The sequence below is a fragment of the Flavobacterium silvaticum genome, assembly GCF_012911565.1.
Taxonomy (GTDB): Bacteria; Bacteroidota; Bacteroidia; order Flavobacteriales; family Flavobacteriaceae; genus Flavobacterium; species Flavobacterium silvaticum.
In genome coordinates this window covers 490,960-514,841 of the sequence record NZ_JAAMPU010000107.1, presented here as the reverse complement: position 1 = coordinate 514,841, position 23,882 = coordinate 490,960, and the positions used below count along the sequence as shown (strand labels likewise).

Below are 23,882 nucleotides of genomic sequence, written 5' to 3'. Positions count from 1 at the left end.
ATATCTTCGCCTCGCCGTTATATAGTCTCGACCACGACTGCCCATGCTTCGACCAAAACTGTTAGTATTACTGCTCCTTACCGGATTGCTTTCTTACGGGCAAATTGGCGGCAAGGGCGTCTATCAGTTTATGAATCTGGTCACATCTCCACGACAGGCGGCGCTTGGTGGTAAAATCATTACCATTTTCGATAAAGATCCGAATACCGCACACTACAATCCGGCGACCATCAATCCAGATATGGACAATCGCTTTTCACTCAATTACGGAAGTTATTTTGGCGAAGTAAAATACGGAACGGCTTCCTATGCCTATGTTTACGACCGACATGTGCAGACCATCTGGGCCGGCGTCAACTACGTCAATTACGGAACGTTTGAAGGTTATGATGAAAACGGTGTCGCCACTTCTGATTTTACCGGAAACGAAGTCTCACTCGCTGTCGGATATTCCTATAATGTCCCGAACACCGATATTTATGTTGGCGCAACCGGAAAACTGATCACGTCGAAACTGGAAAGCTACACGTCATTTGGCGGTGCTTTGGATATCGGAGCCATTTACATTGATGAAGATAATGACATCAATTGGGCGCTTTCCATCCGCAATGTCGGGATGCAATTCACTACGTACGCTGGAACACAGGAGAATTTGCCGCTTGAGATACTCGCCGGTGTTTCCCAGGAAATGGAAAATGTGCCTATCCGGTGGCACCTGACACTTGAAAACCTGCAGCAATGGCAGGTGGCTTTTTCAAATCCGGCACGTGCAGAAGGAACGCTTGATGGCGGATCGACACCGGAAAAAGTATCGTTTTTCAACAATGCCCTGCGCCACGTGATTGTCGGGATGGAATTGTTCCCTCAAAAAAGCATCAACATCCGGCTTGGCTATAATTTCCGTCGCGGAGAAGAACTCAAGGTATTGGAACAACGCAATTTTTCCGGAATTTCTGCAGGAATCGGATTGAAATTGAACCGGCTCAAGTTCGATTATTCATATTCGCGTTATACCTTAGCGGCCAATACGAGCCTGTTTGGGCTAACGATCAATTTCGGGGACGAAGACTACTAGATTTTGGACAAGAAGATTACAATTGCCATAGACGGATTTTCCTCTACAGGAAAGAGTACATTAGCCAAGCAGCTCGCCAGGCAACTCGGATACGTTTATGCCGATACAGGCGCCATGTATCGGGCGGTGACGCTTTATGCGATGCAGCATCATTTGATCGATGCAGCTCATTTTGACAGGGAATCACTTGTTGCACATCTGCCGAAAATCAAACTTCATTTTGTATTCAATCCGGAATTGGGTTTTGGCGAGATGTTTCTCAACGATGTGAATGTCGAAGCCGAAATCCGGACGCTTGAAGTTTCGAATTTCGTCAGCCATATCGCAGAAGTTTCCGAAGTCCGCAGCAAATTGGTCGAGCAGCAAAAGCAAATGGGCAAAGATAAGGGTATCGTAATGGACGGACGCGATATTGGAACTGTCGTATTTCCGGACGCCGAACTCAAGATTTTCATGACTGCAAGTTCCCATACACGAGCCCAACGCAGGTTCGATGAGCTGACTGCAAAAGGCCAGTCGATTACGTATGATGAAGTGCTGCAGAATGTAGAAGAACGTGATTATATCGATACACACCGCGCCGATTCTCCACTTCGCAAAGCCCAAGACGCCATAGAAATCGATAACTCCCACATGAGCCGCGAAGAACAACTCGATGCGGTTTTGGAATTGGTGTATAAATTCTGAGTTATTTTTTCTTTAGATTTACTGCCTGTTGGTTAACTGTTATCTGTTAACCGTTAACTGTTAACTCAATTTCAGAATGTCCTTAAAATTCCGCCTTACCCTAATGAGCTTCCTTCAATTCTTTGTTTGGGGAGCGTGGTTGCTTACGATTGCAAATTATTGGTTCGGAACCAAACATTGGGACAACACACAATTCGGGCTGGTTTTCGGGACCATGGGGTTTGCGTCGATTTTTATGCCGACGATAACCGGGATCATCGCTGACAGATGGATCAATGCGGAACGGCTTTACGGCATCATGCACATTTTATATGCGTTGGTGTTATTTTACCTGCCGACTGTAGATGATCCGACCACATTTATTTATGTCATGTTCCTGGCCATGTGTTGCTATATGCCGACAATTTCGTTGAGCAATTCGGTTTCATATACGGTGCTGAAACAAAGTAACAGTGATGTGGTCAAAGATTTTCCGCCAATCCGGGTTTGGGGAACGATAGGTTTCATAGTCGCTATGTGGATTACGAACCTGACTGATAGCAAAGCCAATGCGAATCAATTCTACATTGCTGGCGTATTGGCCATAGTGTTGGCCCTTTATGCATTCACATTGCCAAAATGCCCGCCACAGGGAAAAACGGATGGTGCTTCGGCAAAGGACACATTCGGGCTGTCTGCCTTTAAATTATTCGCCGATTACAAAATGGCGCTCTTCTTTATTTTCGCGATGTTCCTTGGCGGCGCCTTGCAGCTTACGAATGCGTATGGAGATTTGTTCCTGAGTGAATTCAAGGATTTTCCAAAGTACGCCGATTCGTTCGTAGTGGAAAGGTCGACCATCATCATGTCTATTTCACAGATTTCGGAAACACTTTTTATTTTGGCGATTCCTTTCTTCCTGAAACGCTTCGGGATCAAACAGGTCATGCTCATTAGTATGCTTGCCTGGGTTTTGCGTTTTGGGCTTTTTGCATTCGGAGATCCGGTCGGCGGATTGTGGATGATCATCCTTTCGTGTGTCGTTTATGGGATGGCGTTCGATTTCTTCAATATCTCAGGGTCGCTTTTTGTCGATGGGAATACAGATGCAAAGACGCGTTCATCTGCACAAGGGCTTTTTATGATGATGACCAATGGAGTAGGAGCCGTGCTGGGAAGCGTGATTGCCGGTTGGGTCATCGAGCATTATTTTACGATTGCTTATACCAATACGACTCAACTCGCGGCTCATCTTCAAACCGAACCTTCCAATTCGCTTATGGCCGCATTTGTCCAAAACCAAAAGATTGCCATTGATGCAGACGGAACGTTCAGCACTCCTGTATTCATGAAGGATTGGCCTCATATCTGGCTTGCGTTTGCTGCTTATGCTTTAGTGATCGCGATTGCATTTGCTGTTCTTTTCAAACACAAGCACAATGCGGTGGAAGTGGCATCTGTTAAGCATTGATTCATGCCGGAACTATTCCTCAAATTTTGAGGCATATTGTTTTAACAGTTATCTGTTATTAACTACCTCTTCATCGTAAAATGCCCGCGAAATTCCCTTCCGTCAGCTCGTTTTACTAAAAACCAATAGTCGGTTGAAGGCAATTGATGGCCAACGTAAGTTCCGTCCCAGCCTTCTGAATCGTAACCCAATTGTTTGAGGAATTTTCCATACCGGTCAAAAATAAACGTCTGCAGACCCGGTTCGAGATTCGAGAATTTCACTTTCCAGTAATCGTTGTATCCGTCGCCGTTCGGGGTGAAGAATTTAGGATACATAAGTAAATTGACGGTCCGGAAATCTTCGCCGCAACCAGATGTATCCCGCACCTGTACCGTATAAGCTCCCGGATACAGGCCTTCGAAAACATTTGAGGATTGCCATGTATTTCCATCTATGGAAAATTCAAATCCGACATTTTGCGGATTATCCAGGATGATGGTAATCGAATTGTCATGGTCGGTCCAGTCGCTGATACGGATTTCGCTTATCGATGGAATCGGCTGCGGATCGACGACAATATCATAAGTTGCCGTACAAAACGGAACGGTTGAAGGCAGTGGATTGTTTTTGGTAATGGTCAAAGAATACGTTCCAGGTTCATCTACATAAATACTGTTGCCGGTGTCGCCGTTTGACCACAAATAACTGTCGTATCCAGGAGTTGCTGTCAGTGTTTTACCTTCACCCGGACATAATCCGATTTGTGTCAAAAAGCCAAGTTCAGGAATCGGATGCACCATTAAATCAAACGAAACCGTCTTATAACAGCTTCCGCCTGTAAAAGCGATACGGCCGTAAAGAGTTCCGCTTTGTCCGGTATAGGAAGTTGGTAAAGGATTGTCACCGGAATCCGCATCGGCTTGTGAAAGATGATACGTTATGTTGAACAACGAAGCATCTTGCGTACCTAAAATAAAGCTGTCCTGGGATGATAAATCGAAAGTTCCGGTTTCATCATCTGCAGGGTTTTCACAACTGTATAAATAGGGTTGTGGTGGATAGGCTTCGACCAAAGAAGGCAGGCTGGCAATATCTACCACATACGGATCGGTATCACCACAGGCTTGTTGGGCCGAGAATGTATAGATGGCAGGTTCAAGGTTAGTGAATGTATCATTGTTTCCGTTATCGAAATAAAAAGGAGCTCCGTTTTTTTCGATAATGCTGTATGTGAACGGCGCAACTCCATCTGCAATAACTTTTACACTCGAAAGTGCGCCATCGCAGGTCAGTTTTACTACGTCAAGTATTTCAACATGGCCATCATGGTCAAAAGTATCGAGGACTTCTGTGCAGAATTTGAAGGCAGTGGGGGAGATATTACCGTCATCATATGCCACGAAACTAGTTACCACACGGAATGTTCCCAGAAAATCGAGGTTGATATTGTCATCGTGATTGTCGAGTTCAACCGAGTTACCCAGATTTGGGACCGTCCCTTCAGGGTATGGAGTTCCCGTTGCCGGATGTCCCCAGGTAATGCCGCCGTCAAGGGAAGATTGAAGCCAGAATGTTTCCGATACCGTATTCTGGGAGGTATGATCCAGAAAAACCTCAAATGAATTACAATGTTTTGTTACGGTTACAGTGTTCTGGTCTACGATATAAGGAACCACTTGTGTATCTGTGATAATATGTGTGACACCGCAACTGTCAAGGATTATGAAACTGTATAACCCGGGAGGCATAGCTCCCATAGAAAAAACACCACCCATAGTGAGGTAACTGCTTACATCTAAAGGCATCGTTTGGCCAAAAGCAGTCGGTGCGGCTGTCATGGTGATTGAGACAATGCTCGATTGGGTTCCGCGGATGCGAAGACCGCCTTTGCCCAATTCGCAATCGGCACGTGTGCTCGGAATCATTTGAAGAGTGGCCGCTAGGTCGTCTACCGTAACATCTAACGGAAAAGTGACGCCACATTCGTTCACAAGATCAAAGTGATATAAGCCAGCGGTGAGGTTTATCATAAAAAAGTGTCCCGGATTTACTATGCCGGATGATAAATCTTCCGGCAGGTTGCCGACATTCGGATAGGTTGAGGGCGCGATGGTTAATGTGACACTAACAATGACCTGGCCGGGCCATACAATTTCGAGGTCGCTTATGTTGCTCTGGCATCCGGGATGAGGTGAGAGTTGGTCAAAAGCTTCTATCGGAACGTCTACAAGTTCGCGAGTTACGGTTGCAGTGTGTCCACAGGCATCGGTGAGGGAGACATTGTAATTACCATAAGGAACTGGTGTCGTGCTGTTTCCGTACGATTGTACTTCGCCGTAGAAAGGTCCCGGATGGCCTGAGTTGTAATCGACGGGGTCAAATTCGGCCGGCATTTCAGTAAATGTAATGGTGTAAGGACTGACGAAGTTTTTAGGGCGTATTCCAAAAAAATAACCGTCGCAATCGGCTGGCGTCGTCTCAAAAATAACCATCATGTCCTGGTTAATAGAAATGTTGTTTTTGGTCCAGACCTCGCCGCATGGATCAACAATAACCAAGTCGTAGGTGTACGTCTGGTCATACCAGAACGGAATTATGGTCTGTGCTATGACACCATCGGCGGGACCAGCTGCAATGGTAGTCGTGATTACGGTGTCTGGTCCCACTCCCCCCGGCGGATGTACTGTATAGGTTAGCTGGAGCGGATATAACATGTCGTCACCGGGATGAAGAGGGGTAATATTATTGGACGCTTTAATGGTTGTACATGATGGAAGTTCGGCATCTGGAAAATAAACAGAACCGATAAGTAAGTCAACGGGATGCACCGGAAGGATATGAGTTTGGGCGAGTTGTGCGCCACAGCCGTCGGTAACACGTACTTTATAGATACCTCCGGATAAATTGGTAAAGGTGTTTGCGGTTTGCAGCGGAAATGTTTCGGCTCCTTCAAGGATTTCATACTGGAATGGCCCCGTTCCTCCGGTGACCGTTATGGTTATGGTCCCATCTCCGCAGTGCGCATCGGTATGCGTGACATCAAATGTAAGTGGGGCGGCTGTATTTCCGACGGTTACGGTTTGGGCCGGATAGGTTACGGTTGTGCCTCCCACGACTTCTGAAGCGATTACCTGATAGGTTCCGGTTGCGACGTTTACGGTATTGTTTGTCGGGTTGAGTACAGATATTGGATTGACGGTATCTGGCAGCAGGTATATTTTAAACTGTATGTTGGTGCCGTCCGGATTTTGAAGATTGCAGGTGATGCTTCCGGCTCCGGAACAGGTTTCGTCTGTATGCGTAACTATGAGTTGAGGCGGAAGTGTATTTGCGCAAAAGCCCGAAAAAGAAAACAGCACTAAAACCAATAGCAGACTTACCCGTTGGAAAGTCAATAGGTCAGTATAAAAGTAACGGTATACCGGAGGAATTCTATCCACGGTTGATTTGCTGTTGTTTTGGGAGCGTCAAGGTAGTAAAAATCCAGATGTGACGCTTTAATAATATAACCGTTTCATTGCGTGAAACCCTAAGTGAAAGGTATGTAAATTCAGTGAATTGGTTCTAGCCCCGATGCGAGTGGTTAGCCTGCCTATGTTGCGGCCTTGTTTTTACGCCTGTAAAAGAGCGACCAACGGAAGCTACTTTTACAGGCTGTGAAAACCGGACGGAACGAGGCAGCTAATAGCGGGCAGCGGGAACAGCTTCAATTAATAATTAACGATTAACAATAACAATGAATAATTAAAAATTACGCAACTGGGCTAAACCCTTATGGTTTTCGGGTTTGCACACATAGAATCGAAGTGAATAATCTGAGCGTAAAGACATTGTTAATTTTTAATTGATCATTGTTAATTGAAAACTTTGTTGTACTTTTGCGCACCTTTTTGACGGACACGGGAATGCAAAAAGGTCAATCTGTAAAAATAAAAACAAGCTTCTGTTTTTCATCTGTTTACGATTCCCGGGGGAAACAGGATACAAATTTTACAAATCAGCATGTCTGAATTATTGAAAACACAAGAAGATTTTTTGACCAATTTTAACTGGAACAACTACGAAGAAGGTATCGACGCGGTAGACGCCAAGAACCTGAAAGAGTTCGAGGACCTGGTTTCAAAAACCTTCATCGCAACAGATCAGGAAGAAGTAGTTGACGGAACTGTCGTTAGAATGACTGACCGCGACGTAATCGTGGACATCAACGCGAAATCTGAAGGTGTTATTTCACTGAACGAATTCCGTTACAACCCGAACCTGAAAGTTGGTGACAAAGTAGAAGTCTTGATCGACGTTCGCGAGGATAAGACAGGACAATTGGTACTTTCTCACAGAAAAGCAAGAACAATCAAATCATGGGATCGCGTTATCAACGCTCATGACACGGGCGAAATCGTAAACGGATTTGTGAAATGCCGTACGAAAGGCGGTATGATCGTGGACGTTTTCGGAATCGAGGCGTTCCTTCCGGGTTCACAGATTGACGTGAAGCCTATCCGTGACTATGATATCTATGTGAACAAGACTATGGAATTCAAAGTGGTGAAAATCAACCATGAGTTCAAGAACGTTGTCGTTTCGCACAAAGCGCTTATCGAAGCTGATATCGAAGTTCAGAAAAAAGAAATCATCGGACAATTGCAAAAAGGACAAGTCCTTGAAGGCGTTGTTAAAAACATTACTTCTTACGGTGTATTCATCGATCTTGGAGGTGTTGACGGACTTATCCACATCACTGACTTGTCCTGGAGCCGTATCAACCATCCAAGCGAAGTATTGGAGCTTGACCAGAAACTTAACGTCGTTATCCTTGATTTCGATGATGAGAAAACAAGAATCCAATTGGGTCTGAAGCAGCTTAACGCTCACCCTTGGGATGCTTTGAGTGCCGACCTTAAAGTGGGTGACAAAGTGAAAGGTAAAGTAGTGGTTATCGCTGACTACGGCGCGTTCATTGAAGTAGCCGAAGGTGTTGAAGGATTGATCCACGTAAGTGAAATGTCTTGGTCTACACACCTGCGCTCTGCCCAGGATTTCGTGAAAGTAGGAGATGTCGTTGAGGCTCAAATCCTGACTTTGGATCGTGAAGACCGCAAAATGTCTCTTGGTATCAAGCAACTGACTCCAGACCCATGGACTGATATCACTGCTAAATATCCTGTAGGTTCACGCCACACAGGTATCGTTCGCAACTTCACCAACTTTGGTGTATTTGTAGAGCTTGAGGAAGGAATCGACGGATTGGTTTACATTTCTGACCTGTCTTGGACTAAGAAAGTGAAGCACCCATCTGAATTCGTGAATGTTGGTGACAAACTGGAAGTTGTTGTTCTTGAACTTGATGTTGACGGACGCAAACTTTCTCTTGGCCACAAACAGACACAAGCTAACCCTTGGGATAAGCACGAAGCAGCTTTCGCGGTTGGAACAAACCACAGCGGAACTGTAGCTGAGATTGTCGACAAAGGAGCTACCGTAGATTTCGGTGATGATGTTGTCGCTTTTGTCCCAGCACGTTATTTAGATAAAGAAGACGGTAAGAAATTGAAGAAAGGCGATGTGGCCGACTTCAAAGTTATCGAGTTCAACAAGGAATTCAAGAGAGTTGTAGCTTCCCACACGGCAACTTACCGTGAAGAAGAAGAGAAGCAGGTTAAGGCACAAGCTGAAGCTGCAGCAAGCAACAACAGCAGTAATTCTGCTCCGACCCTTGGTGACAATAACGATATCCTTGCCGGATTGAAAGCCAAAATGGAGAAGAACGAGAAGAAATAATTTTTTCTTGTCAATGATAGAAAGCCTCGCAGAAATGTGAGGCTTTTTTATTTTTCACTTTACTAGCTCAAAAGAATTTCCATTTTGAAAGTTTGACGCGATTATCAATGGAATCCTTGTAGTCGAGTGCCTTATTTTTTCTTAGGAACACAGTTCGGGACTTCGCGTCCGTTTTTCCATTTGTTGCCGATGCGTTCGTATCCTTTCCAGCATGGATCTTTCTTGGTAGACTTTTTCTTGGTGGCCATAATCTTTTTTTGTGAAGTTCCAATAAAAGTCGGGTTTGCGTCCTACACTTTTCCTTTCGATTCTTTCTCGATTTACCGCTGCATCTGAATTCAAGATGTCATCCAAACCCACATTTGGCTTACTTTTGCACCATGATTAAAATTGGAAAATACAATACGCTTAAAATTTTGCGGTCAACTAACATAGGGTTGTATCTGGGCGATGGTCAGGAAGAAGTGTTGCTGCCAAACAAATATGTGCCGTTGCAATATGAAATTTTGCAGGAAGTAGATGTTTTTGTGTATCTCGACCACGAACACCGAAAAGTCGCCACGACACTTGAACCGTATATCTATTTATATGAATTCGCTTTGCTCCGGGTCAACTACGTCAATGAATTCGGGGCTTTCCTCGATTGGGGAATGGAAAAGGATTTGTTCGTTCCGTTCCGCGAACAAGCGCGAAAGATGGAACAGGGCAAACGCTACTTAGTATATATGTATCTCGATGAACAGTCCAAACGATTGGTTGCCACGAGCAAAACCAACCAATACCTGAGCAACGAGGAACTTACGGTAAAGGAAGGTGAAGAAGTGGATTTGATTGTTTCCCATATCACCGATGCGGGCATCAATGTGATCATCAATGAAAAACATAAAGGCTTGTTGTACCAGAATCAGGTGTTTAACGATAAAATCCGCACCGGTGACAGAATGACGGGTTTCATCAAACATATTCGTCCGGATCATAAAATCGATGTGAGCCTTGAAGCTATCGGATATGAAAAAATAGAACCGAATTCACAAAAGATCCTCGACAAACTCCAATCGGGTCGTGGATTTTTACGTCTTACAGATTCGAGTTCGCCCGATGACATTCGCGAATTGCTTCAGATGAGTAAAAAAACGTTCAAGCAATCAATTGGCGCTTTGTACAAACAGCGGCTGATAGAAATCAAAGACGACGGAATCTATTTAATTGACAAGTAACAATTAATGATTAACGATTAAAATAAGGACGATTAGTGGCATCGTTATTATCTTATTTTAATCAACTTCTTACTTCAAAGGTTCGTACTTGTCCTTCCAATCGGTTGACTTGATGGCGACGAGTTTGTTGTCTTTATTCATCACGACACGTAATTCCTTATTGGCTATTTTCTTGGTGTATTCGGCTTTGTATCGGTAAACGGTAGTTTCTTCTTTTTTGTTTGGAATGATTTCCTGCAGATCCAAATCTTTGAAATCACCATATTTGAGCCGGAACTTCAGACAGGTTTTTGTCAGTTTTGATTCAGATATGTTGTTGATGACCGCAGGTGTGGCTTCATTTGAAGTGAATGGCCTGAAACGCGAAGTATTGCAGGCATTTAGGATTCGGGTTCCAAAATCATAAGCGCGTTGCTTTTGGATTGGATCGGCTTCTGAAATCGGGATACGCTTATTGGTCTCTATTTCATTTTTTGGTTTTGCAGCCACCGCCGATTTTTTGGATTTACATCCGGTCATAACAAAAACAACAAGTACTGAAAGGAATATGGTTCTCATGAGCGTGATTTTAACTATGGGTTCGGTCAATTAATTCTTCTTTGGGTTTTTCGACGATCAATTCGTGATTGAGGCACATGCCGGCCATATTTCCCTGTCCGATGGCAAGTGCTATGGAACGCGATGGGTTGCAACAATCTCCGGCAGCAAAAATCCCTTTGATAGCTGTCCTTTGGGCGTGATCGGTGATGATGAATCCGTGATGATCCAGTTCCACGCCAAGGTCGAGTGCCAAAGTTCCGGGTTGTTTTATCCCGGGCCTGATGTAAAGCGCTTCGAACGATACGGAAGTTCCATCTGTAAATGATAGGCTATTGATAATGCCGTTGGAATGGGCTACTTCTTCTATTTCTGTCTCGATCAGTTCAATTTCATTCTCCCGGAAAATCCTTCGCTGGTCAAATCCGATATCTTCGTTGGTATTGCTTAGCACGGTTAAATTCGCACTCCAGTTTTTCATCAGCATCGCCATATCCAAAGCAGCCTGTCCGTGTGAAAGTATCCCGATTTTCTGGCCCTTGATTTCATAACCATGACAATACGGGCAATGAATGGCCGTTTTTGCCCAGCATTCAGAAATACCTTTTATCGCCGGTAAAATATCGGAAACTCCGGTCGCTAAAATTATTTTCGAAGCCAGAAACGATATCCCTTGGTCAGATATGACTTCAAATTCACCATCGGTTCCTGAAATCACTTCCACTTTTGAATGCTGATACGTTACCGATGGATATTTTAATACCTGTTCGCGCGATTTATTCAATATTTCCTGTGGCGATTCCCCATCATGTCCCAAAAGATTATGTGCGTGTTCCGATGCAAAGTTGCAAGGCGAGCCTGCATCTAGAATCAATACGTTACGTAAACATCTGCCTAAGGTCATGGCCGCAGAAAGCCCTGCATGGCTTCCACCCACAATAATTACATCATATGTTGGAGCGACATTCATAATGAGTTTACGGTCGTGGAGGTGCAGGCACGGGCGGGTGGGGCGTAATTTTTTAGTAAGTGGCGGTGGAGGAGGCGGTGGCGGCAGGTTTGCAGGATGTGGTGGCAATGGAGGATGTGGCAATCGATTCGCCTTTGGATCCGGAGTGCCAGGTTTTGGTGGCTCAGGAACAGCTGGAGGATCTACAGCTGGAGGCGGCGTTGCCGGAACTTCAGATGGCGGAACAGGTGCTGAGTTCGGGTCGTTTTGATCTGATTTTTTACAAGATATGACACCCGAAACTACAAAAAGGCCAATAATCCAATGTGATGCTTTCATGACAGTCGATTTAACAACCGGCAATTTCGCGATTCAACTTAAGTCGGGTTTTGTTGAATTATAAGAAAATTCATAACAATTCCCACTGATGCTTTTATTCTAAAATAAAGGCGGGAATTTTTTAGGATTGCTTTCGTGCATCATTCCATAGATCGTCTCATACACATCTTCTACCGAAGGTTTGGAAAAATAATCGCCGTCTGTTCCGTAAGCGGGCCGGTGTGCTTTGGCTGCCAATGTCTGCGGTTTGCTGTCCAGATACGAATAAGCATCCTGTTCTTCAAGTATTTGTTGTAAGATGTAAGCCGATGCCCCACCAGGAACATCTTCATCAATGACAATCAAACGATTGGTTTTTGCCACGCTTTTCACAATGTCGTGATCCAAATCGAACGGAAGCAGCGATTGGGCATCGATGATTTCACATTCAATTCCGGCCTGGCTCAATTCTTTGGCGGCCTGTTCAATGATGCGTAAGGTAGATCCGTAAGAAACGACGGTTATATCAGATCCTTCGCGAATAGTCTCCACTTTCCCGATAGGCGTAGTGAATTCGCCTAAGTTCGAAGGCATTTTTTCTTTAAGCCTATAGCCATTCAGACATTCGATCAATAATGCAGGTTCATCAGATTGCAACAGAGCATTATAAAAACCGGCAGCCTTGGTCATATTCCTCGGAACCAGAACGTGGATACCGCGTATCGCATTGATGATCATTCCCATAGGAGATCCCGAATGCCATATTCCTTCAAGCCTGTGGCCGCGCGTCCGGATAATCAGCGGTGCTTTCTGACGGCCTTTCGTTCGGTATTGTAGCGTAGCCAAATCGTCACTCATGATCTGGATCGCATATAAAAGATAATCGAGATATTGTATTTCCGCAATCGGTCGCAAGCCACGCATCGCCATCCCGATTCCTTGTCCCAGGATTGTCGCTTCACGTATTCCGGCATCGCTCACGCGAAACTCACCGTACTTTTCCTGCATGCCTTCAAGACCTTGGTTCACATCGCCTATGTTTCCGGAATCTTCCCCGAAAATCAGGGTATTCGGATATTTGGTGAGCAATACGTCGAAGTTGTCCCGAAGCACCAGGCGGGCGTCGGTTTCTTCTGATGCGTCGTTGTAAACAGGCTTTATTTCTGTAATTGAACTGATATTCGAATTGGAATCGGAATGCAGGTTTGAACTGAAACGCTGTTGTGTTTTTTCTGAATATGATTTGATCCAATTGGCCAATCCGCCTCTCAGGTTTTCTTCTGAAATAAGCAGTCGCAAGGCTTTGCGTGCCGTAACCAGAATGTCTTTGCGAATCGGTTCCTTTATTTCCGATAGTTCCGATGCGAGTTTTTCAACAAATACTTTATTGGAACTGGCAGCTGCAGTCGCATTCAAAAATGAAACAAGTTCCTTCTGTTCAGATAAGATTGGGTCGAGATAGGCTTTCCAAGCTGCTTTTTTTGCCTCGAGCACTTCTTTCCGGATTGCCTCCTCGATTTCATCAAGCGCGTCTTTCTGGATCAGATTGTATGACAGTATCCATTCGCGCATTTTAACATTGCAATCGAATTCAGCTTCCCATTGCAGTCGTTCGGCATTTTTATAGCGCTCATGCGAACCGGAAGTAGAATGTCCCTGCGGTTGTGTCAGTTGGATTACGTGAATGAGTACCGGAACGTGTTCTTCGCGGGCAATTTTTGCCGCTTTTTCATATGTAGTGATAAGTTCGGCATAATCCCAACCATTCACGCGGATCACTTCAAAGCCCTTGTTGTCTTCGTCACGTTGGAAACCTTTGAGTATTTCTGAGATGTTTTCCTTAGTGGTCTGATATTTTGCGTGTACCGAAATCCCGTATTCATCATCCCACACACTCATGACCATAGGCACCTGCAAAACACCGGCGGCGTTGATGGTTTCAAAGAACAATCCTTCTGATGTACTCGCATTCCCAATTGTTCCCCAGGCAATTTCGTTTCCGTAAATAGAAAAATTCGTGGCATCTTTGATATCCTGGACGTTCCTGTAGATTTTAGAAGCTTGAGCCAATCCGAGTAAACGCGGCATTTGTCCTGCGGTCGGGGAAATATCGGAGCTTGAGTTTTTCTGGACGGTGAGGTTTTTCCAGCTGCCGTCCGGATTGAGGCTGTGCGTGGCGAAATGGCCGCCCATTTGGCGCCCGGCACTCATGGGTTCCTGATCTAAATCTGTATTTCCATAAAGCCCGGCAAAGAACTGTTGGGGTGTAAGTTGCCCGATTGCCATCATGAACGTCTGGTCGCGGTAATAACCCGAACGGAAGTCACCATTCCTGAAAGCTTTTGCCATAGCGATTTGTGGCACTTCTTTACCATCCCCGAAAATCCCGAATTTGGCTTTTCCGGTAAGTACTTCGCGTCGCCCGAGCAAACTACATTCGCGTGAGGTTACGGCAAGCTTGTAATCGTTAAGCACTTCGGCCTTGAAATCTTCGAATGAGAGAACGGGAGCGGTTTCCGGCTGGGTCATTTTAATTCGGTTTTGCACAAAAATAACTGATTTTTGGTGAGAATTCGTAAATGGAAATTGATAATTGACAATAAATACTGGATAATTGACAATTGATATTGCCGGCCTAAATTTTTATTAGGTGTATTGATTTGGATTTAAGCCTGAAACATAAGCATATGCAGGGAGATAAAAGTATAAGTCTTAACACTTCCGGTAGTTTTTATGTACCTAACGCATTGGTATAAAAGTTAGATTGCCACTGGGGAGGAGCCAATGCTGTCCCTACAAAATTTGGAATTAAGTAAAGTACATTTTTTATGTATCAGTTGTTAAAATTTCAGTATTCCCGGAATTGTCGAAATATTTTCAGCCCAGTATGTGAATTGGCAGTTTTGAATATGTTCAAAATAACTTTAGAATCAAGAATTGTTTTGATAGGTCAAAATTCACCAGAATGCGTATGATTAAAAGATACAGATTGCCTTGTTATTAGATACTGTTTTTAGCGAAGGTGTTATGCAGCGGCGCGCCAAAATCTAAAGCCACTTGCGCGTAAACAAACTGATGAGTGTTTTTGGATCGATCGTCACGATAAACCGGATTTTTTCACCATAATTCGGTTGGCCGACTTCCCAACCCAGGTTGGAATAAACCGGAAAATACAATTCGAAATAATCGGTGACAAGGTTCAGCCGCACACCGCTGTCATAAACAAATTTCGGATTGAAGCCTTTGTTCTTCACAAAACCGGCGTCTCCATAAAGCTCGATCCAGTTCCAGATGTTAAAACTGGCATTGGCAGTAGTAATCCAGCGGTTGGCGAATGCAGGTTGCAGCATCGATTTGAATCCGCCTTCGGATAAAATCAACTGTTGACTGAAAAGTCCGGAACTTTCAGAGCGTCCGTAATAATTGTAGTCGAAAAGGTAATCGGTAGGCCTGTCGAGCGCAAAGCTGAAAAAGTCGTTCGTGGTATCGTTATACAGAAAAGCACCTGCGAATAGTCTCAGGTTCAATTGCCTGTTGTTGAGGAAAAGATGTCTGTAAATGACTTCACCTGAAACCTTCCCGAAATTTTTGGAAACCTGGAAATCGCCCTGGAAATTCAGGGTTTTTATAGCTTCCATATAGGCATTGGAATAACGCAGATTGAATACGTTGTAATTTTCGTTCTGGTCGGCATCGTCAATCACATAATTCGTGGCTTCACGATGGACGATGACATCGCGGATCAACAGCGTCTCTTTTCTGTTCTCCCTGAAATCGGTTTCTCGTCGCCTGAGGATAAGCATTGGATTGATTTTGTAATACAACGCATCGGGCGCATAATGGAAGTAATTACCACTTAACGAATAGCGGGCGTTGTACCATCTGCTGTTGCGGAAATATTGGTTATAAGCAACACTTCCGCTACCGACAAGTGTTTTGGATTTGAGGCCGAAACTCGGGCTTACATCAAAAGTAAACGGTTTTTCAAGCAGTGTCTTGTTATGGAAACGGAGGCCGAGTGCAATTCCGTCGTATAAATTATATTCAAACGAAGGCACATACATGACCTGGTTATAGAACGGATCCTCAAGGTCTTTCATAAAATTGAACTTGAGCGGACGGTTCAGTGACGGAAAATTTTTGAGCGATTTCCAGTTGTTCCTCATGTTGAATTCCGGAACTTCATTCTGGTAATTGATGACGATTTTCTCGGCTCCGTTGCGAGGGAATTTTATAATGGTATCGGTAGCGATATTATCGATCCATTGTTTATAGACAATGTTGTGACCTTTGACGCCAAAAACCGGAATAGGCACGGTCGTTCCGGTACGGTTCTTCACTTTTACGGAAATACTGTCGGTGGTTTTTTCCACATCTTCGAAGGTATAATCGATGATGTCGCGCGAATCGATGATGGTGTCGAAGAACCAATCGAGGTTTTTTCCGGAATCGGTCGTCAGCTTGTTTTCAAAAGCAGCTCTTGAAGACGTATTGACGCTGGCCTGTGTATAAAATTCTTTGATACTTTTCGGGACGGTTTCATTCCCCAAATAGTCGTCGAGGTATTTGAAAGAAAGGCCGGCGCGGTATTTTCCGGCAATCTGTTCGTTGAATTTTATAAGCCGGTCTTTGCTGAATCCTATAGGCTGATCCAGGTTTCGGCGTGCCATCAGCATATAATAATACGCGTATTGTTCGTTGAAGTTGAGATTGACCAGATGGAAGCTTTTGAGCAATTTGAGGGAAGCGATGTTACCCATCATTTTGCCCTGCGGATAAAATTCCTCCATGTATTCCATCATGAGATACACCTGATAGCCGTCAAAAATCCAGTTGTCCTTGCGTTGGTCGAGCTTCAATCCCTGTTGGAGGAAATTGTGCAGATAGGTTTTAAGGAACTTAAGTTCGTATAAATAAGCATCGGAAAAAGGAGCGAGGAAACCCGGAAGCTGATTCAGGCCATACACTGGATTGCGGGCGTAATCTTCTTCCGAAACCATGATTTTCCCCCGCGGTAAATCGCCAATGCGTTCCGTAACGAATTTGGAAATTTTATCTACGATGAGCGCTTTCTGGATGTCGGTGACTTTGCGTCCGTCGATCCCATTCTCGATATTGATGTTGTCGTTGGTGAACAAATTGAATTTGCTTCTGTCGCCAATATACAGCCCAAAAGAATTCCTGTTTTTTCCATTCAGGCGATACGTTCCGGGACTATTTTTTATCACATCAAGATCACAGACCAAATCGAGATTTTCCGGAATACTGAGGTCGATTTCATAATCACTGAAACCGTTGGAGATGTCGTCGAGGTTCTGGTTGTTGTAACGCAAAAAATCGCCGTTTTCAAATCGGGCAGGAGTGATGAGCCAATCCCGTAACTGGTAATTTCCGTCGTCCGTATACCCGTATCTGGTAAATTTGGCCGATGGGATTTTAGAATCGAAAGTAATCGATACATCCAATGATTGCCCTGGAGAAAGTTTATTCGGGAGTTGTAAGATAATTAAATCGGGTGAGCCTTCGGGGCGTTTCCATATCGCTTCAGATCCGTCGGCAAAAGTAATTTTAAGGTTCTGGCTGCTACCGCGTTCCTTTTCTTTGGCTAAATGAAAACTTTTAATGAATTCGTCTGAAAATCTTCGGCCCAAAGGAGAATCTTTTGTAGAAAAAGCATTGTTCCAGTCGTTGAATACAATCTCGTTTAATGGCTGCCCGGTTTCATTTCGGAACGTCAGTTTTTCTTCGACAGAAATTGTTTTGCGGTCACTGTCAAGCCGCGCAGTAATACGATTGGTATGCTGGGATACGACAGATAATGATGCGAGCAACGTCGCATATAAAAAGTACCGGGTAAAACTCAAGTGTAATTCAATTTCTTAGCGAGGATATAACGAAGGAATTTGGTGAATGTTGTGGTTAACAGATAACGGTTAACAGTTAACAGTTTTGAGTAGCTATGTTAAATACGTCTAATTAGGTTCTTTAGTTTCCGAGATGGTAAATTCAGTAGTAAAGATCTAAAAAAGAAAAAAAGAGAATTAATTCTATACTTAACTGTAACCGTTAACTTAAAAATTCGGACTCAGTGTATATTTCTTATAGAAATTATCCAACACCTGAACCACTTCTTCTTCCGTGTCTACCATTCGGATCAAATCCAGATCACCGGGAGAAACCGTCTGGTATTTTTCAACCAAAGTCGCCTTGACCCAGTCGAACAAGCCACTCCAAAATTCGCGATCAACCAATATTACAGGGAATTTCGCCACTTTTTTGGTCTGTATGAGTGTAATCGCCTCGAACATTTCATCGAGTGTCCCGAATCCGCCGGGCATCACCACAAATCCCTGGGAATATTTCACGAACATGACTTTTCGTACAAAAAAGTAATCAAAGTTGAGGTTTTTGTCGCTGTCGATATACGGGTTGAAATGTTGCTCGAACGGCAATTCTATGTTGAGGCCCACAGATGTTCCGCCGCCAGCATGCGCCCCTTTGTTCCCAGCCTCCATAATTCCAGGCCCGCCGCCTGTAATCACGCCGTAACCCGCTTTGGATATGCTGTAGGCGATTTTCTCGGTAAGCAGATAATGTTTATGATCTGGCTTTGTGCGCGCCGAACCGAAGATAGAAACGCAAGGCCCAATTCGACCCATGGTCTCGAATCCGTTGACGAACTCAGCCATGATCTTAAAAATCGCCCACGAATCGTTGGACCGGATCTCGTTCCAGGTTTTTTGCTTCATGCGGTCGCGGATTACGCGCTCGTCTTCGTTTTCAAAATCTTCTAATCTCACGGGATTATTGTTTATTGAAATTGGTTATTATTTATTTGGCGGCTTCCGACAGCTGGGCCGTGTGATTTCCAATAGGAAAAGCCGGCTAAAATAAGCCCAAAAATCCAAAAAAAACAATTGCGGGGCACTTTATTATTTGCACACCTTTTTTTAACTTGTAGTTATTTTTTAAAATGGATTTCACTCAATTTCCGGATGATGAACAACGCGTGGACGAACTTCGCGGTTACAATATCCTTGATTCCCTTACTGAAAAAGAGTATGACGACATTACCCGTTTGGCTTCCATCATTTGCCAGACTCCAGTTGCACTTGTCAGTTTTGTAGATGCCGACAGGCAGTGGTTTAAATCGAAAGTCGGTCTTGATGATTCCCAGACTCCGCGAGAATATTCATTCTGTTCCCATGCCATAGAAACCCCGTATGAACCTTTTGTAGTGCCGGATGCGCGTCTCCATGATCGTTTCAAAGACAATCCTCTGGTAACCGGTGAATTCGGCATTGTGTTTTATGCGGGAATTCCATTGGTTACGGAAAGTGGTTTTGGCCTCGGAAGCGCTGTGTCATAGACAAAAAACCAAGAATGCTTTCCGAAAGCCAACTTCATGGTCTTCAGATTCTTGCCACTCAGGTGATGCATTTGCTGGAAATCCGAAAGGCGAATCAGAACCTGAACGACAATAAAATCCGCATGGATCAAAGCCTTCTTGACCAGACGCAGGAAATCGCCGAGCAAAATATCGTCCTCGAAAAAATGAACAATGAACTTCAGGCGTTCACCTATATTTCAAGCCACGACTTGCAGGAGCCGCTTCGCAAGATACAGACGTTTACTTCCTGGCTAAGTGAAAAAGAAGCGGAAAGGTTGAGTGAAAAAGGGCAGGAGTACCTTAATAAAATCGAACGTGCCTCAGGCCGTATGAGCCAATTGATACGCGATCTGCTCAATTATTCGAGAGCTACAACCACAATTTCCGTATTTGAAAGCACGACTTTGAAGGTGCTTTTTGACGACGTAACTTCTGATCTGGCAGATGAAATCAGTTCCAAACAAGCTGTCATGGAGTTGGCAAAAGATGTTCAGTTAAATGTAATCCCGTTCCAGTTCCGTCAGTTATTATACAACCTGATGTCAAATTCGCTTAAATTTTCGCGTATAGATGTCGTCCCGAAAATTACTGTCAGTTACCAATTTGGTTTCAGTTCTGATTTCAATAACGAAAAACTCGAAAGCAGCTTGAATTACCATGTGATTTCTGTTTCAGATAACGGAATCGGGTTCGACAGCAAATACAGCGACAAGATTTTCGAACTCTTTCAACGACTTGGAACACGTCAGGTTCAAATTGGGACAGGTGTGGGGCTTGCCATAGTCAAAAAAATCGTCGAGAACCACAATGGGCATATCAAAGCCTGGGGCGAACACAACCATGGCGCACGTTTCGATATTTATATCCCTGAAAAATAGAAATATGGAGATTAGACAAACCACGTCGACCCAAAATGTTTTCAGGATTCTTCTTGGCCTGGCGTTGTTTGGGGCAGGAATCGGGCACCTTACCTTTGTCCGTGATGAATTCCAGGCACAGGTTCCCAATTGGGTTCCGCTTGATAAAGATGTGACGGTCGTCCTTTCCGGAATCGTCGAAATTGCGTTTGGGTTGTCGCTTATCTTCGCCAAAAAATACCGTACCCGAATCGGTTGGATTGCCGCCATTTTTTTCGTGCTGGTTTTTCCCGGAAACATTGCTCAATACCTGAACCACACAGATGCATTCGGCCTTGATTCCGATAAGAAGCGATTGATGCGGCTGTTTTTCCAGCCCGTTCTGGTCGCCTGGGCCTTATGGAGCACAGGCGCTTGGCAATCATGGCGGAAGATGCGATGAAAGACCATAACGTTTGACTTTAGCGTGCGGAATCGGATTGGATTCGCATTTTTATGGATTTCCATCGAACTCAGGTTATTTTACAGGCTTGCAAACCATTTTTCTTCTTTTCCTTGTCGTTTCTTCTTTGCTGTTGTAAAAATTTTTGAACGGAGATTTTGCAACAAATCGTGTTGTATTTTTTTTGTTGTAATTTTTTTACAACAGAAATTTTACAACAAAAATTCTTCAGGCATATCCAACCTGTTTGCCATGAAAAAAGCCGGAACAGTTGTCCCGGCTTTTACGCAGTCATCGATTCATCGGTCGATTACATTCCCATAATGATAAACTCGCTACGTCTGTTCATCTGGTGTTCGTCTTCGGTACATTTCACGCCGTCCGAGCATTGGTTCACGAGTTGGTTCTCGCCATAGCCTTTGCTTGTCAAACGGTCGGCAGAAATGCCTTTTGATATGAGCCATTCGCGTGTCGAGTTCGCGCGACGGTCCGATAATTTTTCGTTGTATGCTTTGGAACCACGACTGTCCGTATGGGAACGGATATCGACTTTCATTGTTGGATATTGTTCCATAACGTCAAGGATTTTGGCAAGCTCGACGGCTGCATCCTGACGGATATTGGATTTGTCGAAGTCAAAGTAAATTTCCTTGATGCCGAATGTCTTGGCCAGATCGCCGCCCACAGGAATCGGTTTGACTTTCTTCTCCAGCTGTATCGGAAGATCTGTCTTTCCGGTGGTTTTTGGAATCTCGATGCGTTGTTCGTTGGTTTCGTATCCGTCTTTTTCGCCACGTAAATAATAGGCTTTTCCGCATTCGACTTTGCCGAAATCATAGAAGCCTTTGTCATCCGAAGTGACTTCTGAAATCTTATTGAACTTATCGTCGAACAACGTCACTTTCGCGCCTGCAATCGGTTCGCCTGTGTCCTTGTCGGTCACGATTCCGGACAATTCCTGTTCACAGGTAAGTTTGCGTGTCTCAAGGAATTTGTAGATATCGTCGAGGCCTTTTCCACCTTCGCGGTTAGAAGTCAAAAAGCCTTTCCGGGTTTTGGTATCGATGAAATACGCAAAGTCGTCGAACTTGGAATTCGCGGGTTCGCCAACGTTTATGGGTTCGTCGAAAGTTCCATCGTCCTTGATTTTAGCCATGTAAATATCGAGGCCGCCGACTCCGGGATAGCCGTCCGATGAAAAATACAGTTCGTTTTCATCTGTCGCGAACGGGAATGTTTCCTTGCCTTCCGTATTGATTCCTTTTCCAAGATTTACCGGTGTCCCGAAAGTTCCATCGGCACTGATCGAGACTTTATATAAATCTGACTGGCCAAATCCTCCGGGCATATCAGAAGCGAAATACAGCCATTTTCCATCAGCGCTCAAAGCCGGATGTGCCACTGTATAATCTTTGCTGTCAAACGGAAGTTCCGTGATATTCTCCCACGTTTCTACGCTGTCCTTGACCACTTTGGTCGCTTTGTAAATTTTTATCAGCGTGATTCTGTCCTTGCTTTTGCCTTTTTTTCCATCGGTGAAATCGTTGCGGGTAAAATACATCGTATTGCCGTCTTTGGTGAAAACGGGCGTGGCTTCATGGAAACGGGTATTGATGCTTCGGGCAAAACGTTTAGGTGTCCCGACAGAATCGGCTGTAACTTCCGCAGACCACACATTGGTAAAATACTGGTTCGACCATTTGTGGACACGCTTGACGAAGTTGCCGGTATCGCGGGCCGATGTGAAATACAGTTTTCCGTTATAAACATGGCTTCCGTAATCTGAATATTCAGTATTGATTCCGGCATCTCCAATCTCATACCGCCCTGAATTTGCCTTGATGATTTCCATGTAATCCTTGTGCTCGGTGTAATTCTTACCGCGCAGATCTTCCTGGGTTTTAGCCGTGAACGCATTCATCATGTCGTTTGACTTGGCGTAATTTCCGGTAGCTTTGAGTGATTGGGCGTAACGATAATAGACTTCGGCTTCCACATCATTCGTCATCGCGAACAATTCCCCATACCATTTGGCGGCTTTGTCGAATTGGGAATTGAAGTAATACGAATTGGCCAGTTTGGTCAATACTTCGGGAGATTTATAGCCTTTCTCCACGATGCGTTCGTACGTTTCGGTCGCATCTATGTAAGCGTATTTGGTGTATTGTTTATCTGCCTTGTTCTGTCCCGGCGCCTGAGCAAAAGTCGCCGAAGCCGTAAGTGCAAAAAGAAAACTGAGTACTGTTTTTTTCATGTGGTCCGGATATTAAAAGAATCGGGGCGATGTGATGCGGTTGAAATTATTGAGGAATTCGTATCTGAGGAAAATCTCATGAGATCCTGAATTGTAATTCCTGAGCCGTGTCGTTTCCATGTCGTAGGCATAACCGAGGTACAATCCGTTAGTGATCTGGAAACCGGCCATCGCACTCCATGCGGCATCCCAACGGTAAGCAGCCCCAAGGACGAATTTTTCATTGAACATAAAGTTAGCGGAAACATCAAGTTGTACCGGTGCTCCGGCAACAGCTTTACCCAGAACGGCCGGCTTGAATTTGAGGCTCGGGCTCAGATCGAACACATAACCGCCAATGAGGTAAAAGTTCATTTTTTCTTTGTTCACGACCACGTCATTGTCGTCATAAGCGTAATCCTGGATGAAATTCGGGACAGACAAACCTACGTACATTTTATCGGAATGGAAATAAACCCCGGCTCCGACCCCAGGCGAGAATTTATTTGTAAATCCATACAGGCTCGGATCATCTTGGTTTTCCGGATTGAGTTTGTCACGGTCAAGGCTGAATAAATTCGCAGATGCCTTAATCCCGAATGATAGCTTATAACGTTCCGAAGTGTGGATGGTGTACGATATATCTGCCGAAATCAGATTTTCTTTGGTCGGACCGATCCTGTCGTTCACAAATGAAAGCCCGACACCCAAATTACTATTGTTGATTGGCGTATTGACCGAAAAGGAGTTGGTCACCGGCGCTCCGTCAAGTCCGACCCATTGCGTCCTGTGCAATCCGAAAAGACTCAGCGCACCTCTTGAACCTGCATAGGCCGGGTTGATATTGATGGTGTTATACATGTACTGGGTGTACTGCGCATCCTGCTGTGCCCTTGATAGCAGCGGAAGGAGAAGCAGTGCGAAATAGATAACCTTTGTTTTCATGCGCTATAGATATTTCCTGGAT

16 protein-coding genes are annotated in these 23,882 nt (G+C 44.5%); 8 read left to right on the top strand and 8 right to left on the bottom strand.

Annotated elements, in window-relative coordinates; translation table 11 throughout:
- The first annotated feature begins 43 nt into the window (after positions 1-43).
- The 3 genes from porQ (at position 44) to G6047_RS14080 (ending at position 3,212) form a co-directional block, all read left to right on the top strand.
- Positions 44-1,075 carry a type IX secretion system protein PorQ gene (porQ, locus tag G6047_RS14090; protein ID WP_169528254.1) on the top strand — a complete coding sequence of 344 codons (1,032 nt, stop codon included), beginning with the start codon at positions 44-46 and terminating at the stop codon, positions 1,073-1,075.
- A 3-nt stretch (positions 1,076-1,078) separates the two neighbouring features.
- Positions 1,079-1,762 (top strand): (d)CMP kinase, encoded by a 684-nt coding sequence (gene cmk, locus G6047_RS14085; protein ID WP_169528253.1) that lies wholly within the window; start codon positions 1,079-1,081, stop codon positions 1,760-1,762.
- 76 nt (positions 1,763-1,838) lie between these two features.
- A complete protein-coding gene (locus G6047_RS14080) occupies positions 1,839-3,212 on the top strand; it encodes a nucleoside permease (protein ID WP_169528252.1) in 1,374 nt (457 codons plus the stop codon).
- A 62-nt stretch (positions 3,213-3,274) separates the two neighbouring features.
- Here the strand turns inward: G6047_RS14080 and G6047_RS14075 are convergent, their stop codons facing one another.
- Positions 3,275-6,634 carry a T9SS type B sorting domain-containing protein gene (locus G6047_RS14075; protein WP_169528251.1) on the bottom strand — a complete coding sequence of 1,120 codons (3,360 nt, stop codon included), beginning with the start codon at positions 6,632-6,634 and terminating at the stop codon, positions 3,275-3,277.
- A gap of 562 nt (positions 6,635-7,196) precedes the next feature.
- Here G6047_RS14075 and rpsA point away from each other — a divergent pair.
- Together rpsA and G6047_RS14065 are read left to right on the top strand one after the other, a co-directional pair.
- Complete coding sequence (gene rpsA / locus G6047_RS14070; RefSeq protein ID WP_169528250.1) at positions 7,197-8,972, top strand: 30S ribosomal protein S1; 1,776 nt, start codon at positions 7,197-7,199, stop codon at positions 8,970-8,972.
- A 380-nt stretch (positions 8,973-9,352) separates the two neighbouring features.
- Entirely contained in the window at positions 9,353-10,189 is an 837-nt protein-coding gene (locus tag G6047_RS14065) for a CvfB family protein (RefSeq protein WP_169528249.1), read from the top strand.
- Positions 10,190-10,258: 69 nt separating this feature from the next.
- Here the strand turns inward: G6047_RS14065 and G6047_RS14060 are convergent, their stop codons facing one another.
- The 5 genes from G6047_RS14060 to G6047_RS14040 form a co-directional block, all read right to left on the bottom strand.
- On the bottom strand, positions 10,259-10,747 hold the full coding sequence (locus G6047_RS14060) for a hypothetical protein (protein WP_169528248.1): 489 nt from the start codon (positions 10,745-10,747) through the stop codon (positions 10,259-10,261).
- A 10-nt stretch (positions 10,748-10,757) separates the two neighbouring features.
- Entirely contained in the window at positions 10,758-12,014 is a 1,257-nt protein-coding gene (locus tag G6047_RS14055; protein ID WP_169528247.1) for an NAD(P)/FAD-dependent oxidoreductase, read from the bottom strand.
- 99 nt (positions 12,015-12,113) lie between these two features.
- Positions 12,114-14,522, bottom strand: a complete 2,409-nt coding sequence (locus G6047_RS14050) for an alpha-ketoacid dehydrogenase subunit alpha/beta (protein ID WP_169528246.1) — start codon at positions 14,520-14,522, stop codon at positions 12,114-12,116.
- Between the two features lie 518 nt (positions 14,523-15,040).
- Positions 15,041-17,857: a gluzincin family metallopeptidase gene (locus tag G6047_RS14045; protein WP_235946556.1), complete on the bottom strand. Its 2,817-nt coding sequence runs from the start codon at positions 17,855-17,857 to the stop codon at positions 15,041-15,043.
- 207 nt (positions 17,858-18,064) lie between these two features.
- Positions 18,065-18,793 (bottom strand): LOG family protein, encoded by a 729-nt coding sequence (locus G6047_RS14040; RefSeq protein WP_169528245.1) that lies wholly within the window; start codon positions 18,791-18,793, stop codon positions 18,065-18,067.
- Positions 18,794-18,966: 173 nt separating this feature from the next.
- Here G6047_RS14040 and G6047_RS16785 point away from each other — a divergent pair, with 173 nt between their 5' ends.
- The 3 genes from G6047_RS16785 to G6047_RS14030 are packed head-to-tail and all read left to right on the top strand — an operon-like array spanning position 18,967 to position 20,682.
- Positions 18,967-19,362, top strand: coding sequence for a GAF domain-containing protein (locus tag G6047_RS16785; protein WP_235946555.1), 396 nt, complete (start codon positions 18,967-18,969; stop codon positions 19,360-19,362).
- 14 nt (positions 19,363-19,376) lie between these two features.
- Entirely contained in the window at positions 19,377-20,261 is an 885-nt protein-coding gene (locus G6047_RS14035; protein WP_235946554.1) for a sensor histidine kinase, read from the top strand.
- Positions 20,262-20,265: 4 nt separating this feature from the next.
- The gene (locus G6047_RS14030; protein ID WP_169528244.1) at positions 20,266-20,682 is read left to right on the top strand and encodes a DoxX family protein; all 417 of its coding nucleotides are present in this window, start codon (positions 20,266-20,268) and stop codon (positions 20,680-20,682) included.
- Between the two features lie 310 nt (positions 20,683-20,992).
- Here the strand turns inward: G6047_RS14030 and G6047_RS14025 are convergent, their stop codons facing one another.
- On the bottom strand, positions 20,993-22,936 hold the full coding sequence (locus tag G6047_RS14025; protein ID WP_169528243.1) for an OmpA family protein: 1,944 nt from the start codon (positions 22,934-22,936) through the stop codon (positions 20,993-20,995).
- Between the two features lie 12 nt (positions 22,937-22,948).
- The gene (locus G6047_RS14020) at positions 22,949-23,860 is read right to left on the bottom strand and encodes a PorP/SprF family type IX secretion system membrane protein (RefSeq protein ID WP_169528242.1); all 912 of its coding nucleotides are present in this window, start codon (positions 23,858-23,860) and stop codon (positions 22,949-22,951) included.
- Positions 23,861-23,882: the final 22 nt, after the last annotated feature.

Coding starts and splice junctions, on each gene's coding strand:
- porQ (WP_169528254.1), top strand. CDS start 44: ATGCTTCGACCAAAACTGTTAGTATTACTGCTCCTTACCGGATTGCTT.
- G6047_RS14080 (WP_169528252.1), top strand. CDS start 1,839: ATGTCCTTAAAATTCCGCCTTACCCTAATGAGCTTCCTTCAATTCTTT.
- rpsA (WP_169528250.1), top strand. CDS start 7,197: ATGTCTGAATTATTGAAAACACAAGAAGATTTTTTGACCAATTTTAAC.
- G6047_RS14065 (WP_169528249.1), top strand. CDS start 9,353: ATGATTAAAATTGGAAAATACAATACGCTTAAAATTTTGCGGTCAACT.
- G6047_RS14060 (WP_169528248.1), bottom strand. CDS start 10,747: ATGAGAACCATATTCCTTTCAGTACTTGTTGTTTTTGTTATGACCGGA.
- G6047_RS14055 (WP_169528247.1), bottom strand. CDS start 12,014: ATGAAAGCATCACATTGGATTATTGGCCTTTTTGTAGTTTCGGGTGTC.
- G6047_RS14050 (WP_169528246.1), bottom strand. CDS start 14,522: ATGACCCAGCCGGAAACCGCTCCCGTTCTCTCATTCGAAGATTTCAAG.
- G6047_RS16785 (WP_235946555.1), top strand. CDS start 18,967: ATGGATTTCACTCAATTTCCGGATGATGAACAACGCGTGGACGAACTT.
- G6047_RS14035 (WP_235946554.1), top strand. CDS start 19,377: ATGCTTTCCGAAAGCCAACTTCATGGTCTTCAGATTCTTGCCACTCAG.
- G6047_RS14030 (WP_169528244.1), top strand. CDS start 20,266: ATGGAGATTAGACAAACCACGTCGACCCAAAATGTTTTCAGGATTCTT.
- G6047_RS14025 (WP_169528243.1), bottom strand. CDS start 22,936: ATGAAAAAAACAGTACTCAGTTTTCTTTTTGCACTTACGGCTTCGGCG.
- G6047_RS14020 (WP_169528242.1), bottom strand. CDS start 23,860: ATGAAAACAAAGGTTATCTATTTCGCACTGCTTCTCCTTCCGCTGCTA.